We start from the raw sequence: 17,163 nt of genomic DNA, 5'->3' as shown, positions 1-17,163 counted from the left end.
ACTCCACCCGTTCTGTGTTATCCTTTACCGCGATCGGCAAGAGGCGCAAATAATAGCTTTCTTTTTGCGCCACTCATAGCATAGAATCGCGAGAAGAATGGCATAAACAGTTGACATATTGTTCGCTAACATGAATAATCTCGCGTCTGTTTTTCGGCACTACTACCGCCGTATTTTGATCAACCCAAGTTTAAAGGAGCCAGACTGTGGCTAATTCCGCAGGATCCCGTAAACGTGCTCGCCAGTCGGAGAAGCGTCGTCAGCAAAACGCTAGCCTGCGCTCCACAGCACGCACTTACATGAAAAAAATCATCGCCGCTATTGAAACCGGCGACAAAGCCGCTGCTGAAGCTGCATTCAAAACTGCTCAACCAGTTCTGGACAGCTCCGTCAACAAAGGCATCTTCCACAAAAACAAGATTGCTCGCTACAAGAGCCGCTTGTCTACGAAGATCAAAGCACTGGCTTAAGACTATAAGTCTTATATCCAAAAAAAACCGGCTCATTCGCCGGTTTTTTTGTGCCTATTGCCTAGAGAACCCTATACACAACCCCTAAGCCAATACCATATTATCGCGATGCACCAGCTCTTCCTCGCCCATAAAGCCCAGAATCGACTCTATCGCGCGTGTTGGGTGACCGAGTATGCGACTGGCATCTTCAGCGCCGTAATTTGCCAAACCGCGGGCAATCACGCGTCCGACCTCGTCAATAATCATCACCATCTCACCACGCGAGAAGTCACCGGTAACTCTGAGCACTCCGGCTGGCAACAGACTACGCCCACTTGCGGTCAAGGCTTTCACCGCACCTGCATCCACCATCAAGGTGCCACGCGCTTGCAGATGCCCGGCAATCCATTGTTTGCGGGCTGCCATCGGCTCACGATCTGGGGTCAACAGGGTTCCCAACGCCTCACCCTCAAACAGACGCCTGAGGACGTTTTCTTCACGACCACTGGCAATCACCGTTACCGCACCGGAACGCGCTGCCAGGCGTGCTGCACGCACCTTGGTAATCATGCCACCGCGACCTAGTGCACCGCCATCACCGGCTACAGCCAGCACGCGCTCATCTTCAGCCCGCGCCTCACCAATTAACTCAGCCGTTGGGTCCTGACGTGGATCGGCACTGAACAGACCCGATTGATCCGTCAGCAGGATCAACGCATCGGCTTCAACAGCATTGGCAACCAGGGCACCCAGAGTATCATTGTCACCGAAACGGATTTCGCTGGTGACCACGGTATCGTTTTCATTAACTACCGCTACCACACCCAGCTCAATCAAGGTACGCAGGGTAGAACGGGCATTCAGATAGCGTTTACGGTTAGACAGGTCATCATGAGTCAGCAACACCTGAGCGGTATGCACGCCATGTTTCCAGAAGCAGGCTTCCCAGGTCTGTACCAGGCCCATCTGACCGACAGCCGCCGCCGCTTGCAGACGAAACACTTCACTCGGCCGGGATTTCCAACCCAGACGGCTCAAGCCCTCAGCCACTGCGCCGGACGACACCAGAATGACTTCGATACCCTGTTCACGCAACGACACCAGTTGCTCGACCCAGCGGGCAATCGCCTGCTGATCCAAACCCTGACCATCATTGGTTAACAATGAGCTGCCAATTTTGACAACCCAACGCCCTCGACGAACCAGCCGCTCACGACCCGTCATGCTTTTCTCTCTCCGTCAGCGAACATACTCGACTTCGACATCGTAATCGTCGTCATCAAAATCATCATCCCAGTCATCATCTTCACGCTTGGCACGCAGCTCTTCGCGCAATCTGGCCAGATTCTCGCGCGCTTCAAGATCGATAATACGACGGGTTTCGTGCTCTTGATCCAGCAACTCAGGATTTTCAGCAATCGCTTCTTTACGCGCATCCAGGAAGTTTTGCAGATCATGCGTTAATGGCTTCAGGCCGGTTTTATTCAACGCCGAGATACGATACAGCGGCCCTTGCCACTCCAACGCATCCACCACAGCCTGACAAGCCGCTTCCTGCTCATCTTCAGGCAGCAGGTCCAGCTTATTCAATACCAACCAGCGAGGCTGCTGCGCCAAGGTCTGACTGAAACGCTTCAGCTCTTTGGTTGCGGTGATCGCCGCTTGGGCAGGAGTGGTATCATCCCAGGGTGCCATATCAACGATATGCAACAGCACACGGTTACGCGCCAGATGCTTGAGGAATCGAATCCCTAAACCTGCACCTTCAGCCGCCCCTTCGATAATACCGGGGATATCAGCTACCACGAAACTACGAAACGCATCGGTTCTGACCACACCCAGATTCGGAATCAGCGTGGTAAACGGATAATCCGCCACTTTAGGCGTGGCCGCCGATACACCGCGAATAAAGGTGGATTTACCTGCATTCGGCAAGCCCAGCAAGCCCACATCGGCCAGCACTTTCAGCTCCAGACGCAGGTTACGCAACTCGCCAGGCGAGCCTTTGGTTGTCTGACGCGGCGAGCGATTCACACTGCTCTTGTAACGGGTGTTACCCAGGCCGTGAAAACCACCCTGAGCAATTTTTTCCCGCTGACCTATCTGTGTCAGGTCAGCCAGCACCTCGTCAGTATCGACATCAACGATGGTGGTACCTACTGGTACCTTCAAGGTTAAGTCATCGCCCTTGGCACCGGTGCAGTTAGAACCACGACCCTGCTGTCCACTGGGTGCCTTGTAGTGACGGGTAAAACGGTAATCGATCAGGGTATTCAGGCTCTCATCAGCCTCAACCCAAACCGAACCACCGTCACCGCCATCACCACCGTCTGGACCACCTTTCGGGATGAATTTTTCCCGCCGAAAGCTCATACAGCCGTTTCCGCCTTTACCCGCTTCTACGGTAATGGATGCTTCATCGACAAATTTCATCTTAACTCTCCCGAAAGGTAGTACCTTTCTATTTTAATCCATAAAAAAAGCTCCGCCAGGCGGAGCTTTTTTTATGCTTAGCTGCAGGTTTCTCAGGCAGGTACGATAGTTACGTACTTGCGTTTCTGAGCACCTTTCACAACAAACTTAACAACTCCGTCTGCTGTTGCAAACAGTGTGTGGTCTTTACCCAGACCTACGTTGGTACCAGCATGGAACTTAGTGCCGCGCTGACGAACCAGGATATTGCCGGCAATCACTGCCTCACCACCGAAACGCTTTACACCCAGACGTTTGGATTGCGAATCGCGGCCGTTGCGTGTGGAACCGCCTGCTTTCTTATGAGCCATTGTATCTCTCCTATACGTTTTTCGGCAGCGTAATTAAGCGCTGATACCGGTAATCTTAACTTCAGTAAACCACTGACGGTGGCCCTGACGCTTCATGTGGTGCTTACGACGACGGAATTTGATGATAGTCACTTTATCACCACGACCGTGGCTAACAACCTCAGCAGAGACCTTAGCACCTTCAACTACCGGCGCACCGACAGTTACGTTATCGCCATTGCTTACCAGCAATACGCGATCGAATTCAACTTTAGCACCTTGCTCAGCTACCAGCTTTTCCAGCTTCAGCGTCTGACCTTCTTGCACACGGTACTGCTTACCGCCACTCACAATCACTGCAAACATAAATTTCTCCAGGTTACGCTTGTCCGGCTACTGAAACGAAACCTGCTTCTAAGGGTTGCTTCTTCAAGCGATAAAACCCTATAACAGGGAGCGATGATTTGGACAAGCTCAGGGCGCGCAATTATACAGACACACTTACTACAGATCAAGCAATAAACAGCTTAGTTTGTACTCACCCATATAGAGCACGACACCTGTTAATTACGCGCAGGACAACACTTTAACTTCCGCATGACGAAAGCACCCTTGTTCATGGTCATTGACCATGCCGACAGCCTGCATAAACGCATAACAAATAGTCGGGCCGACAAAGCCAAAACCACGCTTTTTCAGGTCTTTACTCATGCGCACCGACGCATCCGTTTGCACCGGCACCTCTCGCAAACTCTCCCAGTTATTCTGCACTGGCTGGTGGTCAACAAACCCCCAGAGATAACGATCCAGTGAGCCGAATTCTTGCTGAATCTGTAAAACGCCTCGGGCATTTTTAATCGCCGCGGCGATTTTCAGACGATTGCGTACGATGCCAGCATTACTCAGTAAACGCTGCACATCCTCATCCGTATAAGCGGCGACCTTCACAGCATCAAACTGATCAAAAGCCTGACGGTAGCTCTCGCGCTTTTTCAGAATCGTAATCCAGCTCAGCCCTGCTTGCGCACCTTCCAGTATCAACATTTCGAACAGGTGGCGATCATCATGCGCCGGCACACCCCATTCCTGATCGTGATACTTAATATAGAGCGGATCATCGCTACACCAGCCACAACGTTTCTTCACACCCCGTCTCCTTCTATTATACAAGTCGCAGTAAACTGCCTGGTTATGGAATATACCGCACTTTCTTGACATCGGGCACTGCACTCCCTAGCATTCAGCCATCATTAATTTCCAGCCATCCGAATACATGCAGCCACATCAGCTAAACCCACTTATCGAACCCCAGTTCGACGCTGTAACAGATTTCATCCTCAACAACCTGGGCTCTAACGTACCGCTGGTTGAGAAGATGGGCCATTACATTGTCGAGAGTGGCGGTAAACGCATACGCCCACTCTTAGCACTGCTAAGTGCAAATGCGTGTGGTTATCAGGGTGAGCTACATATCCGTCTGGCTGCTGTGATTGAATTTATTCATACCGCCACATTACTGCATGATGACGTAGTCGATAATTCCGAACTGCGCCGCGGCAATGCCACCGCCAATGCCAAATGGGGCAACGCCCCCAGCGTTTTGGTCGGCGACTTTCTCTATTCGCGTTCTTTTCAGATTATGGTGGAGATAGGCCGCATGGAGATCATGCAGGTTATCTCTAATGCCACCACAGTGATCGCCGAAGGCGAGGTTCTGCAACTGCTCAACCAGCGCAACCCCGACACCACCGAAGACAGTTATATGCAGGTGATTCTGGGTAAAACGGCCATGCTGTTTGAAGCCGCCACTGAGTGCGGTGCCATTCTGGCCGACGCATCAGCCGCTGATCGTGAAGCCTTGCGCTTGTTCGGTCGTCACATTGGCATTGCTTTCCAGATTACCGACGATGTGATGGATTACCTGTCCACCGCTGAAGAGATGGGCAAAAACGTTGGCGATGATCTGGCCGAAGGCAAAGCCACTCTGCCGCTGATTCGAGCCATGCAGTGTGGCACCGAGGCGGAGCGCACCCTCATCCGTAATGCCATACGCCAAGGCGGCCTGGAAGATCTGCAGCCAGTACTGGATATTGTCAGAAATACCGGGGCTATCGACTATGCGCAAGCCACTGCACAGCAGGAAGCTGATAAGGCTATCAACGCCATCAACGAGTTAGCAGACTCTTCATTCAAAACAACTTTGATTGAGCTGGCAGGCCTCGCCGTTGCGCGTAAAAAATAACGCCAGGCAAATAGCTGTGCAAATAATCAGCAACAGGTCGTGCCTCTGCTACACTCTAACGGTATAATCCCAAGATTAAATTAAATCTCATTGTTTTTTGGACAGATATTAATTCATGACTAGACCCTCATCTTTTGAACGCGAAGACCTTCTGAAATGCGGTTACGGCGAAATGTTCGGACCCGGCAACGCCAGACTGCCAGTCGGCAATATGCTGATGATGGACCGGATTACCACCATTTCCGCTGACGGTGGCGAACACGGCAAGGGCGAAATCATTGCTGAACTGGATATCCGTCCCGACTTATGGTTTTTTGATTGTCATTTTCCGACCGATCCAGTAATGCCGGGCTGTCTGGGTCTGGATGCCATGTGGCAGATCGTAGGTTTTTTCCTTGGCTGGAAAGGTAACAAAGGGCGCGGCAGAGCGCTCGGCGCCGGTGAAGTGAAGTTTTTCGGACAGGTACTGCCAACAGCTAGCAAGGTTACCTATCACATCCAGTTGAAACGCGTGATTGAGCGCAAGCTGGTGATGGGCATTGCAGATGCCAGCATGTCGGTAGATGGCCGTGAAATCTACACAGCCAAAGATCTGCGGGTGGGTTTGTTCACCTCTACTGACAACTTCTAAACCAGATCACTGTCGAATCAATTATAACAAACACGTAACGTTACGTTAAAAGCAGAGAGAGTCAGCACATGCGACGCGTTGTGATTACCGGAATGGGCATCATTTCCTGTCTTGGAAATGATAAAGAAACAGTCCTTGATTCACTGAAACAAGGACGCTCTGGCATAAGCTTCCAGCCGGAATACAAAGAAATGGGGTTCCGTAGCCAGGTAGCAGGCCAAGTAAACATTGACCTTGAAAGCCTGATTGACCGCAAGCTACGTCGCTTTATGGGCAATGCCTCGGCTTATGCTTACCTGTCAATGAAGCAGGCCATTGAAGACTCAGGGCTGACAGAAGACCAGGTCTCCAATGTCCGTACCGGCCTGATTGCGGGCTCTGGTGGTGCATCCTCAGCTGATATTGTTGAAAGCGCCGATATTCTGCGTGACAAGGGCGTGCGTCGTGTAGGCCCTTACCGTGTGACACGCACCATGGGCTCCACAGTATCCGCCTGCCTGGCGACACCTTTTAAAATTAAAGGGGTTAACTACTCCATCACTTCCGCTTGCGCCACCAGCGCCCACTGCATCGGTAATGCTATGGAACTGATCCAGCTGGGTAAGCAGGATGTGATTTTTGCCGGCGGCGGTGAAGAACTTCACTGGTCATTGAGCGTCATGTTTGACGCCATGGGCGCCCTGTCCAGCAAGTACAACGACACACCAGAAAAAGCCTCACGTGCCTATGATGCCAACCGCGATGGTTTTGTTATCGCCGGTGGCGGTGGCATGCTGGTCATGGAAGAACTGGAACACGCCAAAGCCCGCGGCGCGAAAATTTACGCTGAAATCGTCGGTTATGGTGCAACTTCCGATGGTTACGACATGGTTGCGCCTTCAGGTGAAGGTGCTGTGCGCTGTATGCAGCAAGCCCTGTCAACCGTTGACGGCCCGGTGGATTACATCAACTCGCACGGCACTTCAACGCCAGCTGGCGACATCCAGGAACTGAAGGCCATGCAGACCTTCTTTGCTGACAAAATGCCACCGGTTAGCTCCACCAAATCACTGACCGGTCATTCACTGGGTGCCACCGGTGTTCAGGAAGCTATCTACTGTCTGTTGATGCAGCAAAATAACTTTATCTGCGCATCGGCCAACATTGATGAGCTGGATCCGGAAGCGAAAGGCCTGCCGATCGTGACCGAGCGCAAGGATGATGTCGATCTGCAACGCGTCATGTCCAACAGCTTTGGCTTCGGTGGTACCAACGCAACGCTGGTACTGCAGAAGTACAACGACTGAAGCACACCAACCTATGCTGCTTAATGCGGACGTAGGTGAAAGCTTCGGCATCTGGACCCTGGGTCGAGATGCCGAAGTCATTCCCTGGCTGGATCAAGCCAACATCGCCTGTGGCTTTCACGCCTCAGATCCGCTTACCATGCAAAAAACTGTTGCCCTGGCGCTAACGCATCAGGTCAGTATCGGTGCTCATCCAGCCTATCCAGATCTTATCGGCTTTGGTCGACGTAGCCTTAAGGTTAGTGGTGATGAGTTACGTGCGTTAATTCGCTACCAGGTCGGTGCCTTGCAGGCCATCACTCGGGCCGAAGGTGGCCAGGTGGATTATGTCAAACCCCATGGTGCGCTCTATAACGACATGATGTCGGACCCCACCCTACTGCAGAACGTGATGGAAGCGATTGCCGCGCTCAATCAATCCGGCCAGACACCTTTGAGTTTGATGCTGCTAGGTCGAGCAGATAATACCGCGGTGCAAGCCCTCGCCAAGCAGTATCAACTGCCACTGATTTTTGAAGCCTTTGCAGACCGCGCTTATACCCCTGACGGCTCGCTAATGCCGCGCAGCAAAGCTGGCGCCGTACACCAGGACCGCGAGCTGATATTGACGCAGGCGATTAGCCTGGCAAGACAACATTGCGTCACAACCCCATCTGGCCCCTTAACGCTCAAAGCTGACAGCCTCTGCGTACATGGTGACAATGAAGAATCTATCGCTACTGTGAGAGCCATCCACCAGGCACTGAGGCAGAACTAAGATGCACTGGTCGGCTGAAACCGCAGGCGTTAATGCGCTATTGCTGCGTTTCGGCGATGCGATGAGTCCTGAACTCAGCGCCAGAATTCACCAGGTCAGCCTGCGACTACAAAACTCGCTAGGTGATCGGATATTGAATCTGACACCCGCCTACACCACGCTACTGATTGAATACGACCTGCTGCAGGACACCCAGACCTCGTTACTGACTCTCATTACGCCTTTACTGAATAACCTGTCCCCTGACACTCCGCTGGCAGACACTGATCCAATCAACATACCGGTCTATTACGATCCACACACCACAGGACCTGACCTGACCGCACTGGCCGAACAGAAAAACTGCACTGTCGAAGACATTATTCAGCGTCACTGTGATCAGGAATACCGAGTCTATGCACTAGGGTTCGCTCCCGGATTTGCCTATATGGGAGAAACCCACCCTGACCTCCGAATCACGCGCCTGGAAACACCCAGAGTACGGGTACCGGCTGGTAGCGTAGCCATTGCCGACAACCAGACCGCCATCTATCCGATCGACTCACCAGGCGGCTGGCGGCTTTTGGGTCGCACGCCGATGAAACTCTTCAATGTGCAAGCTGACCCACCCGCCTTGCTGCAACCCGGTCAACGGGTGCGCTTTCATCCAGTGGATAGAGAAACCTTTATTCAACTAGGCGGCGAACTGGATGATCAGTTCAGTGGAAAATCATCCCATGACTGATCAATCTCACTATCTGGAAATTACCGCCACTGGTGTGCTTAGCCTGATTGAGGATGCCGGTCGCCAGCAGTGTGCACATATCGGCTTAACCACCGGCGGCGTGATGGATCGCCATGCCTGGGCCTGGGGCAACCGTTTGGTTGGTAATCGTTGGGGAGCGGCCGCGGTGGAAATCACCATCGGCGGTCTGAAGGGCCGTTTTACTCAGGCCACACAGATTGCGCTGACCGGATCGGACCTGAAAGCCCGCCTGAATGGCCAAGCCATCGCTCCTTGGCAAACCCAGTCCGTTAAGCCGGGTGACTTGCTGGAAACCGGTTATGCTGTCAGCGGTATGCGCGCTTACTTATGCATTCGTGGCGGCTGGAAAACACCCAAAGGGCTGGGAGAAAGCCGCTCCTGTATATTACGTGAGCAACTCGGCGGACTGGACGGACAGGGTTCAGCCCTGAAAATCGGTGATCGTCTCGCCTATCAGCCGACCCAAGCAGAGCATCGCTGTGCACTGACAGCCGTTCCCAACCAGTTTATCCCGGATTATAGTCCGCCGGTGCCATTGGATTTTTACTCTAATCCACACAGCCAAGTCAGTGCTGACATCACTCAGTCACTACTGAACAGCAACTGGGCCCTATCCAGCAATTCGAACCGCATGGCGGCATTACTGGAAGGTCCAAAGCTGGAAACAGCAGCCTGCGCCTTAATATCAGAAGGTGTCGCTGCAGGCACAGTACAACTACCGCCCTCAGGCCAACCCATTATTCTATTGAATGAGCGCCAAAGCATTGGTGGCTATCCTAAACCCGGTTTTGTCACCTTGCGCAGTCTGGACCAGCTGGCACAAGTTCGTCCTGGCCAGACAGTGCAGTTACGCGCTATCAGTCTTGAGCAAGCACAACAGCAGGAAGCCGCCTTCCTGCGTTTTTTCCGCTAGACCTGTCAGGCGGCCCCGATCGCTTTCATCTGCGCCATCATCCAGGCCATCACTTCCTGCTGCACCTCATCAACACTGCGTCCCTGAGTTTCAATCGGCTCACCGATGACCAGTTGTACTGTACCTGGGTATTTTACGAAGGACTTGCCCGGCCAGCAGATGCCGGCATTATGCACCACGGGAACAACAGGTACACCCTGGCTCACCGCTAACATAGTGCCACCCTTGTTAAAACGCCCCTCTTTTCCAACTGGCACACGCGTGCCTTGCGGAAAAATAACCACCGGAATACCATCACTCAGCCGCTCTTTACCCTGTCGAAGCAGTTGTTTGAGTGCTTCACGGCGCTGTGAGCGATCCAGTGCAATCGGCTTCAGTAGCGCCAGCGCCCAGCCAAACAAAGGGATTTTCAACAGCTCGCGCTTAAGCACGACCGACTGAGGCCGAAAAACCAACTGGAAATACAGGGTTTCCCACTCGCTTTGGTGGTTTGACAAGGCCACATAGGGTCGGTCTTTAGGTAGATTTTCCAGACCTGTCACCTGGGTTTTAACACCACAGGTCACCCTCAGCCACCAGATGTAAAAGTAGTTGATCCCTGTCAGGAAGATAAACCTTGCCCGAAACGGTAGCAATGGACCGATCAGCAAACAGGGTATGGCGTAAATCATGGTTAAGGGATAAAAACCCGCAGCAAACAATAAGGCACGAAGTTTAAGCACGCTCTTCTCCCTTGACGGCTTGCTCAATCCGTTCACGATTGAATACCGGATTAGCATACATATTTTTCAAATAGGGTTGTGCCAGCTCGTCCACCTGCACCAGGCGCTCTTGCAGTGACTGCTTGGCCGCAGCCGATTCGGTGCGCTCGGCAGCGGCCAGGTGAGTTGGGTGCAGATAGTAACCACTGAGTATCTGCCGATCGATTTCAGCTGCAAGCGACTCTGGGGTTTCGAAATTGCCCTTGATTGGCTCACCAAAATCAACGTGCACGTGCCCTTTTGCGCCAGTAATGCCTTTCACAATACTGTCGATATCTTCAAACTCGGATTTCTGATACGAGCCCTCGGTAGCTTTCGCCGCTAGCTCTTTGGCTTTTAAGGCATCACAAGGATCAAATTCATAAGAGATAGATACAGGCACGATATTAAGACGCTCAACCATTTCAGCAAAACTACGCTGCTTTCGGTGTGACATATAGAACATTTTCAGCAGCGTCGGGTCAGTGCGATCATTGCCATCTTTGGAGCGCCCTTCACGTTGCGCAATCCAGACAGAATGACCGGTAACGATGCTGTGATCGATATAGCCTGACAGCAAGGTCATCGCCGCCATCATTTCGCGCGGAGCCTTGATCGAGCGCTTGACGATAAAACTCTTGTTCAGCCGCATCAAATCCGCAATATAGGGTTTGCGCAGCAGGTTATCACCGATAGCAATACGCACCGTGTTCAAGCCGTACTGATACAACGCCCAGTTCACGAAAGCCGGGTCCATAGCAATATCACGATGATTGGACACAAACAGATAGGATTCTTGCGGGTCCAGTCGTTCAATACCACTGCAACTCAGCTTACTGGTCGAGCGATGAATCATCTTGGTCATATAATTAGCGATCAACTTCTGAAAGCTGGTGATATTCTCTATATCACCCACCTTGGCCGCCAGGCCAATGCGGACCGCGGGTCTTAGCAAACGCCGAACAAAACGGGGCACGCGGGGAAATTGGTAGTGAGTAATCACATCGACCAACTCATTATCCCGGATCATGCGGCTCAGGACTTCTGCAACTTCAGTGTCTCGATAGGGGCGAATCGACTGAAACGGATCAGCGTTCTGATTCTGTTCGCTCATGGATAATACCAACAACCTTACTGTGGAAAGCGCGCATTTTAGCCTGTTTACCTACAAATTACAGTGATACTGCAATGATTTGCACCACCTTTCTCCAGGCTAAATTTACTTAGCGGGAAGATTTCTGTACAATTTTCGCCCTTCAAGTAACCCACACCTATCGGGATACCATTTTGTTTCTGATCATGAGTCCGCCCTAGCGCTCACCGCGCGACTAACACCTGCACTACCCAGTGCTGTAACAATGCCATGTTAGTCTGCCCCCCCATTTAGCCATCCTGCAGCAGCACAGCCGGGCATGGCCTTTGCATTGATCTGATCAACCTATTCTTATAATGACGCTGACTCCGCCAGGATTTCAGCCACTACGTTAACTGACTAAACGGAATGTTCTATGCTTTTTTCTTCGACGCGCCAAGACTGGCTTGGTAATATTCGTGGTGACCTGCTGGCAGGCATAGTGGTTGCCCTGGCCCTGATCCCCGAAGCTATCGCTTTCTCCATTATCGCTGGCGTTGACCCGCGTGTGGGCCTGTATGCTTCCTTCTGCATTGCCGTGATTATCGCTATTGTAGGCGGCCGTCCCGGTATGATCTCTGCCGCGACCGGCGCCATGGCGTTGCTGATGGTCACACTGGTACGTGATCATGGTCTGGAGTACCTGTTGGCCGCCACCCTGCTGACCGGTGTATTACAAATTATTGCCGGTTACATAAAACTCGGCAGTCTGATGCGCTTTGTTTCCCGTTCAGTAGTTACCGGCTTTGTAAACGCGCTGGCAATTCTGATCTTTATGGCGCAGTTACCCGAACTGACCAATGTCAGCTGGCATGTCTATGCCATGACAGCGGGCGGCCTGGCCATTATTTATCTCTTCCCTTACATCAATAAAACCATCCCTTCGCCGCTGGTCTGCATTCTGGTGCTGACAGGCCTTTATTTACTACTCGATCTGGATATCCGTACTGTCAGCGACATGGGCGAGCTACCTGATACCCTGCCGATCTTCCTCTGGCCCGATGTGCCCCTGAATCTGGAAACCCTGTGGATCATCCTCCCCTACTCCGCAGCGCTTGCTGTAGTGGGTCTGCTCGAATCACTGATGACCGCAACCATTGTCGATGATCTGACCGATACTAAAAGTGACAAGAACCGTGAATGCAAAGGCCAAGGGATTGCCAACATTGGTGCGGGTCTGATGGGTGGTATGGCCGGCTGTGCGATGATTGGCCAATCTATTATCAACATTAAATCAGGCGGTCGCGGACGGCTATCAACAATGACCGCCGGTGTTTTCCTGCTGTTTATGGTGGTATTCCTGAGTGACTGGATCGGCCAGATCCCCATGGCCGCACTGGTGGCGGTAATGATCATGGTATCTATAGGTACTTTTAGCTGGACGTCGATCAAAGATCTGAAAAAACACCCTATGTCGACCAATGTTGTTATGGTTGCCACAGTCGTTGTCGTCGTTGCCACACATAACCTGGCCTATGGGGTGTTCGTCGGGGTACTGATTGCCGCGATCAACTTTGCCAACAAAGTGGGCAAGTTTATGTATGTTGGATCAGAACTTAAAGAACAAACCACTCGCGTTTACACCGTGGTGGGACAGGTATTCTTCAGCTCATCTGACCAGTTCACCGAATCCTTTAACTTCAAAGAGGATCTTGATAAGGTGGTGATTGATCTCAGCCGCGCACATTTTTGGGACATTACCGGCGTTGCCGCACTGGATAAGGTCGTGATTAAGTTTCGTCGCGAAGGCATAGAAGTGGAAATCATCGGTATGAATGAAGCCAGCGCCACCATCGTTGACCGCTTTGGTGTGCATGATAAGCCCGATGCTGTCGATAAGCTGATGAGCCACTAATAAGGAAGACATAATGAGCAAAGTAATCGCGTGTATCGACACTTTTAACCATACGGCTGAAACCGTTTGCGATTATGCCGCCTGGTCCAGCCAGCAAATGCAGGCGCCTCTGGTGATCCTGCATATCCTTGAAAAAGCAGATAAACCAGCCAAGGCTAACCTGAGCGGCAATATCGGCCTGGGAACGCGGGAACACCTGCTGGATGAACTTTCGCAACTGGATGAACAGCGTTCAAAAATCATCAAGGAGCAAGGTCGCCTGATGCTGCAGGACGCCAAGCAACGCGTCACTGACGCTGGCATAAACACAGCCGAAACCCTGCAACTGCATGGCGACCTGATTGAGAGTTTGTCTGATCAAGAAGGTGATATTCGCCTGCTGGTCATGGGCCGTGAAGGTAGCCACGAAAACAGTGCATCACATATTGGCACCCACCTGGAAAGCGTTATCCGGACAATGCACCGTCCGATGCTGATCACCATGGGTGACTTCAGGGTACCGGAACGCTTCCTGATCGCCTATGACGGCAGCGCCACCACCAAAAAAGTTGTCGACATGGTCGCCAGCAGCCCCTTATTCAAAGGCATTCCCTGTACGCTGCTGACCATAGGCGCGGACACCAACACCCTGCGCGAAGAACTCAAAGCCGCCGCCAGCAAACTGGAAAAAGCCGGATTTGACGTGACTCAGGAAATTCGTGCCGGTGATGTCGACAAGGTGATCAATGCTACCGTGAAAGAACTGAATATTGACCTGCTGGTGATGGGTGCTTACGGCCACTCCCGCATACGTCAGTTTCTGGTTGGCAGTACCACCACCAAGCTGCTGCAGAACAGCCAGATCCCTGTACTCTTGTTGCGCTGAGACTGACCACAGGTTATTGATACTGGGCTGAAGTACGCTAGCGATTGCGCTGATCACTGAGCATGGTAAAGTTCAAGGGTTAGCCACAAGGAAAGCGAACCAATGCCCAGAAACCTGCGTCTGTTCTTTGCCCTGATCAGTGACTCGATCCGCGTACTGATTCCCTTCATTCTGCTGGGTGCGGTGTTTTTCTATATCGCCTGGCAATTCGTTGAACCTGCTCCGCCGAGCCGTTTCAGTCTAGCCACTGGTGGCAGTGGCGGTGCTTACGAACAAACCGGGCAGCGCTACGCCGAATCCTTTGCTGACAGTGGCTTTGAGCTGGAACTGGTCAACACCGCCGGTTCGGTAGATAACTGGCAACGTCTGCTCAGTGGTGAAGTGGATGCGGCGCTGGTGCAGAGTGGCACGCTGCCTGAAGACGAAGACCTGCCACTTCAAGCGGTGGTCAGCGTGGCGCTGGAACCGCTGTTTGTATTTTACCGACCGGATGCGGTCAATCTGTCAGATACACAAGAACTCGCGCGCCTGGACCAACTCAGCGGTCTGAAGGTAGCCATAGGCGGTGAAGGTAGCGGCACCCGCAAACTGGTTACAGCCCTGCTAGACGAAGCGGGACTGCTGGATATAGCACTCGATAATGACTTGTTACTGGAGCACGGCGGACAACAAGCGATGGCGCTATTACAAGCAGGGGAAATTGATGCCGCTGCCTTTGTTATGGCACCCGACGCGCCGTTAATGATGGAGTTACTCTCTGATCCATCACTGCAAGTGATGAATTTTTCTCGCGCTCAGGCACTGGCGCGTCGCCTACCCTACCTGACGGGCGTCACCCTGTATCAGGGTGTTGTCGATCTAAACGCCAATCTACCTGCAACTGATATCCAACTCATCGCGCCAGCCACCTATATCGCCATCCGCAATGATGTGCATCGCTCGATGGTGCAACTGCTGATTGAAGCTGCCAAACAGGACCAGAGTCGTATCAATCTGATTGCTGATAACAATCGTTTCCCATCACTGGAGCAAACTGATCTCACCATCTCATCAGATGCCGAATACTACCTGGATCGCGGCCCCAATATACTCCAACGTCATCTGCCCTTCTGGCTCGCGTCACTCGTCGACCGACTGGCGATTCTGATCATTCCGCTACTCGCGATCATGATTCCACTGATGCGTATGGCACCCCCAGCTTTCCGCTGGCGTATTCGCCGCCGCATCTACCGCTGGTATAAGAAACTGCGCATTATTGATGACGATCTGGCCAAGCCGGACGTCCCCCTGACGCTATTGCAAAGTGATCTGGAACTGGTGCGAAACTTTGAAAATGACGTCGCCGATACCGTAGTGCCACTATCCTACATGGAAGAGTTCTACAACCTGCGCTTGCATGTCGCCTATATTCGCAGCCGCCTGGAAGAGCGTATAGCGGCGGCGTCCTGACATTTGCGATTACAGGCATTTAAAGCCAGCGACGAACGCTGCTCTTATATTCCCGATAGCGATCACCAAAGTGAGCTTCAAGTGCTTCCTCTTCCGGTTCAACCTGCATTTTTACCAGCAGATAGATAAACACCGGTAGCAGCAATACTGGAGTCAGGCTGCCCAGCCAGATCCACCAGCCGATCAGCATCACCAGCATGCCTAAGTACATAGGATTACGTGAGTAGCGATACAACCCGGTGGTCACCAGGTGTGTCGCCGCACCAGGTCGCATGGGGTTGGGGGTGGTATGGAGCTTCAGAAACAAACTCAGTGACCAGAGATCGGAAAGTCCAGCCAGAAAAATCAACAACAGACCGGCATAGCGCCAGGGCATATCCAGCCAATGATAGAGTGGGACGTAAGTACTCATCAGCCACATCAACGCGGCAAAGCTCAGCAGATAGACGGGTGGTGGAATCAGGGTTTTCAGGCGGTTACGCATAGATCACGCATCCTGTTTGCCTTTAGGGCTCTGTTCCATCTGCTCACGCCGCGCCTGGCAGGATTGTTCCAGCAGGCTGAATTGCTGATGGCAACGCCGGCAGTGATAACACAGCATCAAATGCGCGGCTAACCAGAAACGCTCAGGTCTTTTCAGGCTGCGATCATATTGCTGGGACATCAACTCAGTTGCGTGCTTACAGGAGCGCATCGATTTCATTGGTTCATTACCTCGTTTTCAGGAACCAGCCATTCTCCAGGCAGGCACGCAGCTTCAGGCGGGCCCGATGCAGAATCACCCAGCAGTTCTGTTCACTGATCTGCAACAAATCACAGATTTCCTGTGTATCCAGACCGATCATCTCGCGCAGGGAATACACCCTGGCGGTATTTTCCGGCAAATGAAACACACAAATATCAAACACCTGCCAGAACTGATCCTGCTCCAGCACTTGATCAGGCTCACTCCAGCTTGCAGGTGCACTGGCCTTGCTCCAGGTTTCACTGGTTTTAAAAAAGCCATCAATATCCGCAAGACTTGCCTCATCAAAACTCATCGGCTTGAAGGCTTTCTTACGGCGAATCTCATCAATAATTTTGAAGCGCAGTATGCCAAATACCCAGGTTTCAAATTGCGATTCGCCACGAAACTCTGCCAGCCCCTGCCATGCGGCGGTGATAGCTTCCTGAGTCACATCTTCAGCCATGTCCCGATCACTCAGCTGTAAACGGGCAAACGCCAGTAGTCTGGGCCGCAAATTACCCAAACGTCGATTCAGGTCGGCCGTATCCTGTGTATTTACCCCATTGGCTTCAGCCGTCGGGCTGTGTGTGTCTGGCTCAGACATAGC

20 protein-coding genes are annotated in these 17,163 nt (G+C 52.3%); 10 read left to right on the top strand and 10 right to left on the bottom strand.

What is annotated here, in order from left to right; all coding sequences use genetic code 11:
• Window positions 1–206: 206 nt before the first annotated feature.
• Window positions 207–470 carry a 30S ribosomal protein S20 gene (gene rpsT, locus ACN0R1_RS11975; protein ID WP_417583129.1) on the top strand — a complete coding sequence of 88 codons (264 nt, stop codon included), beginning with the start codon at window positions 207–209 and terminating at the stop codon, window positions 468–470.
• Window positions 471–554: 84 nt separating this feature from the next.
• Here the strand turns inward: rpsT and proB are convergent, their stop codons facing one another.
• The 5 genes from proB to ACN0R1_RS11950 form a co-directional block, all read right to left on the bottom strand.
• Entirely contained in the window at window positions 555–1,676 is a 1,122-nt protein-coding gene (proB, locus tag ACN0R1_RS11970; RefSeq protein WP_417583127.1) for a glutamate 5-kinase, read from the bottom strand.
• A gap of 15 nt (window positions 1,677–1,691) precedes the next feature.
• A complete protein-coding gene (cgtA, locus tag ACN0R1_RS11965) occupies window positions 1,692–2,885 on the bottom strand; it encodes an Obg family GTPase CgtA (RefSeq protein ID WP_417583125.1) in 1,194 nt (397 codons plus the stop codon).
• Window positions 2,886–2,977: 92 nt separating this feature from the next.
• On the bottom strand, window positions 2,978–3,235 hold the full coding sequence (rpmA, locus tag ACN0R1_RS11960; RefSeq protein ID WP_417583123.1) for a 50S ribosomal protein L27: 258 nt from the start codon (window positions 3,233–3,235) through the stop codon (window positions 2,978–2,980).
• A 33-nt stretch (window positions 3,236–3,268) separates the two neighbouring features.
• Window positions 3,269–3,580, bottom strand: a complete 312-nt coding sequence (rplU, locus tag ACN0R1_RS11955; RefSeq protein ID WP_036523239.1) for a 50S ribosomal protein L21 — start codon at window positions 3,578–3,580, stop codon at window positions 3,269–3,271.
• A 201-nt stretch (window positions 3,581–3,781) separates the two neighbouring features.
• Entirely contained in the window at window positions 3,782–4,360 is a 579-nt protein-coding gene (locus tag ACN0R1_RS11950) for a DNA-3-methyladenine glycosylase I (RefSeq protein WP_417583121.1), read from the bottom strand.
• Window positions 4,361–4,487: 127 nt separating this feature from the next.
• Between ACN0R1_RS11950 and ACN0R1_RS11945 the strand changes: the two genes are divergently transcribed.
• The 6 genes from ACN0R1_RS11945 (at window position 4,488) to ACN0R1_RS11920 (ending at window position 9,788) form a co-directional block, all read left to right on the top strand.
• The gene (locus tag ACN0R1_RS11945; protein ID WP_417583119.1) at window positions 4,488–5,456 is read left to right on the top strand and encodes a polyprenyl synthetase family protein; all 969 of its coding nucleotides are present in this window, start codon (window positions 4,488–4,490) and stop codon (window positions 5,454–5,456) included.
• 115 nt (window positions 5,457–5,571) lie between these two features.
• Window positions 5,572–6,087: a 3-hydroxyacyl-[acyl-carrier-protein] dehydratase FabA gene (gene fabA, locus ACN0R1_RS11940; RefSeq protein WP_417583117.1), complete on the top strand. Its 516-nt coding sequence runs from the start codon at window positions 5,572–5,574 to the stop codon at window positions 6,085–6,087.
• Window positions 6,088–6,155: 68 nt separating this feature from the next.
• Window positions 6,156–7,373, top strand: a complete 1,218-nt coding sequence (gene fabB, locus ACN0R1_RS11935) for a beta-ketoacyl-ACP synthase I (protein WP_417583115.1) — start codon at window positions 6,156–6,158, stop codon at window positions 7,371–7,373.
• A gap of 13 nt (window positions 7,374–7,386) precedes the next feature.
• Complete coding sequence (locus ACN0R1_RS11930) at window positions 7,387–8,130, top strand: 5-oxoprolinase subunit PxpA (protein ID WP_417583113.1); 744 nt, start codon at window positions 7,387–7,389, stop codon at window positions 8,128–8,130.
• Between the two features lies 1 nt (window position 8,131).
• Window positions 8,132–8,854, top strand: a complete 723-nt coding sequence (gene pxpB, locus ACN0R1_RS11925; RefSeq protein WP_417583111.1) for a 5-oxoprolinase subunit PxpB — start codon at window positions 8,132–8,134, stop codon at window positions 8,852–8,854.
• Window positions 8,847–9,788 carry a biotin-dependent carboxyltransferase family protein gene (locus ACN0R1_RS11920; RefSeq protein WP_417583109.1) on the top strand — a complete coding sequence of 314 codons (942 nt, stop codon included), beginning with the start codon at window positions 8,847–8,849 and terminating at the stop codon, window positions 9,786–9,788. Before pxpB ends, ACN0R1_RS11920 begins: the two co-directional genes overlap by 8 nt.
• A gap of 5 nt (window positions 9,789–9,793) precedes the next feature.
• Here ACN0R1_RS11920 and ACN0R1_RS11915 read toward each other — a convergent pair whose 3' ends face one another.
• Window positions 9,794–10,510: a lysophospholipid acyltransferase family protein gene (locus ACN0R1_RS11915; protein ID WP_417583107.1), complete on the bottom strand. Its 717-nt coding sequence runs from the start codon at window positions 10,508–10,510 to the stop codon at window positions 9,794–9,796.
• Window positions 10,503–11,642, bottom strand: a complete 1,140-nt coding sequence (locus tag ACN0R1_RS11910; protein WP_417583105.1) for a 1-acyl-sn-glycerol-3-phosphate acyltransferase — start codon at window positions 11,640–11,642, stop codon at window positions 10,503–10,505. The genes ACN0R1_RS11915 and ACN0R1_RS11910 overlap by 8 nt, the downstream gene beginning before the upstream one ends.
• A 394-nt stretch (window positions 11,643–12,036) precedes the next feature.
• Here ACN0R1_RS11910 and ACN0R1_RS11905 point away from each other — a divergent pair, with 394 nt between their 5' ends.
• From ACN0R1_RS11905 to ACN0R1_RS11895, 3 genes are all read left to right on the top strand, one after another.
• Window positions 12,037–13,515: a SulP family inorganic anion transporter gene (locus ACN0R1_RS11905; protein WP_417583103.1), complete on the top strand. Its 1,479-nt coding sequence runs from the start codon at window positions 12,037–12,039 to the stop codon at window positions 13,513–13,515.
• 13 nt (window positions 13,516–13,528) lie between these two features.
• Complete coding sequence (locus ACN0R1_RS11900; protein WP_417583101.1) at window positions 13,529–14,380, top strand: universal stress protein; 852 nt, start codon at window positions 13,529–13,531, stop codon at window positions 14,378–14,380.
• Between the two features lie 102 nt (window positions 14,381–14,482).
• Entirely contained in the window at window positions 14,483–15,829 is a 1,347-nt protein-coding gene (locus ACN0R1_RS11895) for a TAXI family TRAP transporter solute-binding subunit (protein WP_417583099.1), read from the top strand.
• Between the two features lie 19 nt (window positions 15,830–15,848).
• On the opposite strand, the gene ACN0R1_RS11890 is transcribed toward ACN0R1_RS11895, so the two are convergent.
• From ACN0R1_RS11890 to ACN0R1_RS11880, 3 genes are read right to left on the bottom strand one after another with little or no spacing between them, the layout of a single operon-like run.
• Window positions 15,849–16,313, bottom strand: a complete 465-nt coding sequence (locus ACN0R1_RS11890; RefSeq protein WP_417583097.1) for a methyltransferase family protein — start codon at window positions 16,311–16,313, stop codon at window positions 15,849–15,851.
• Window positions 16,314–16,316: 3 nt separating this feature from the next.
• Window positions 16,317–16,532: a zf-HC2 domain-containing protein gene (locus ACN0R1_RS11885; RefSeq protein ID WP_417583095.1), complete on the bottom strand. Its 216-nt coding sequence runs from the start codon at window positions 16,530–16,532 to the stop codon at window positions 16,317–16,319.
• Between the two features lie 7 nt (window positions 16,533–16,539).
• Window positions 16,540–17,160 (bottom strand): sigma-70 family RNA polymerase sigma factor, encoded by a 621-nt coding sequence (locus ACN0R1_RS11880; RefSeq protein ID WP_417583093.1) that lies wholly within the window; start codon window positions 17,158–17,160, stop codon window positions 16,540–16,542.
• Window positions 17,161–17,163 lie beyond the last annotated feature (3 nt).

The sequence above is a fragment of the Nitrincola sp. genome (genome assembly GCF_048264025.1).
In the GTDB taxonomy this organism is placed as follows: Bacteria; Pseudomonadota; Gammaproteobacteria; order Pseudomonadales; family Balneatricaceae; genus Nitrincola.
Note: the sequence above shows the minus strand (reverse complement) of the source record. Positions and strands in the feature narration are given on the sequence as shown.

Bases quoted from the DNA above. Each gene is read 5' to 3' on its own strand.
- proB (WP_417583127.1), bottom strand. From the start codon at position 1,676: ATGACGGGTCGTGAGCGGCTGGTTCGTCGAGGGCGTTGGGTTGTCAAA.
- cgtA (WP_417583125.1), bottom strand. From the start codon at position 2,885: ATGAAATTTGTCGATGAAGCATCCATTACCGTAGAAGCGGGTAAAGGC.
- rpmA (WP_417583123.1), bottom strand. From the start codon at position 3,235: ATGGCTCATAAGAAAGCAGGCGGTTCCACACGCAACGGCCGCGATTCG.
- rplU (WP_036523239.1), bottom strand. From the start codon at position 3,580: ATGTTTGCAGTGATTGTGAGTGGCGGTAAGCAGTACCGTGTGCAAGAA.
- ACN0R1_RS11945 (WP_417583119.1), top strand. From the start codon at position 4,488: ATGCAGCCACATCAGCTAAACCCACTTATCGAACCCCAGTTCGACGCT.
- fabA (WP_417583117.1), top strand. From the start codon at position 5,572: ATGACTAGACCCTCATCTTTTGAACGCGAAGACCTTCTGAAATGCGGT.
- fabB (WP_417583115.1), top strand. From the start codon at position 6,156: ATGCGACGCGTTGTGATTACCGGAATGGGCATCATTTCCTGTCTTGGA.
- ACN0R1_RS11930 (WP_417583113.1), top strand. From the start codon at position 7,387: ATGCTGCTTAATGCGGACGTAGGTGAAAGCTTCGGCATCTGGACCCTG.
- pxpB (WP_417583111.1), top strand. From the start codon at position 8,132: ATGCACTGGTCGGCTGAAACCGCAGGCGTTAATGCGCTATTGCTGCGT.
- ACN0R1_RS11920 (WP_417583109.1), top strand. From the start codon at position 8,847: ATGACTGATCAATCTCACTATCTGGAAATTACCGCCACTGGTGTGCTT.
- ACN0R1_RS11910 (WP_417583105.1), bottom strand. From the start codon at position 11,642: ATGAGCGAACAGAATCAGAACGCTGATCCGTTTCAGTCGATTCGCCCC.
- ACN0R1_RS11905 (WP_417583103.1), top strand. From the start codon at position 12,037: ATGCTTTTTTCTTCGACGCGCCAAGACTGGCTTGGTAATATTCGTGGT.
- ACN0R1_RS11900 (WP_417583101.1), top strand. From the start codon at position 13,529: ATGAGCAAAGTAATCGCGTGTATCGACACTTTTAACCATACGGCTGAA.
- ACN0R1_RS11895 (WP_417583099.1), top strand. From the start codon at position 14,483: ATGCCCAGAAACCTGCGTCTGTTCTTTGCCCTGATCAGTGACTCGATC.
- ACN0R1_RS11890 (WP_417583097.1), bottom strand. From the start codon at position 16,313: ATGCGTAACCGCCTGAAAACCCTGATTCCACCACCCGTCTATCTGCTG.
- ACN0R1_RS11885 (WP_417583095.1), bottom strand. From the start codon at position 16,532: ATGAAATCGATGCGCTCCTGTAAGCACGCAACTGAGTTGATGTCCCAG.
- ACN0R1_RS11880 (WP_417583093.1), bottom strand. From the start codon at position 17,160: ATGTCTGAGCCAGACACACACAGCCCGACGGCTGAAGCCAATGGGGTA.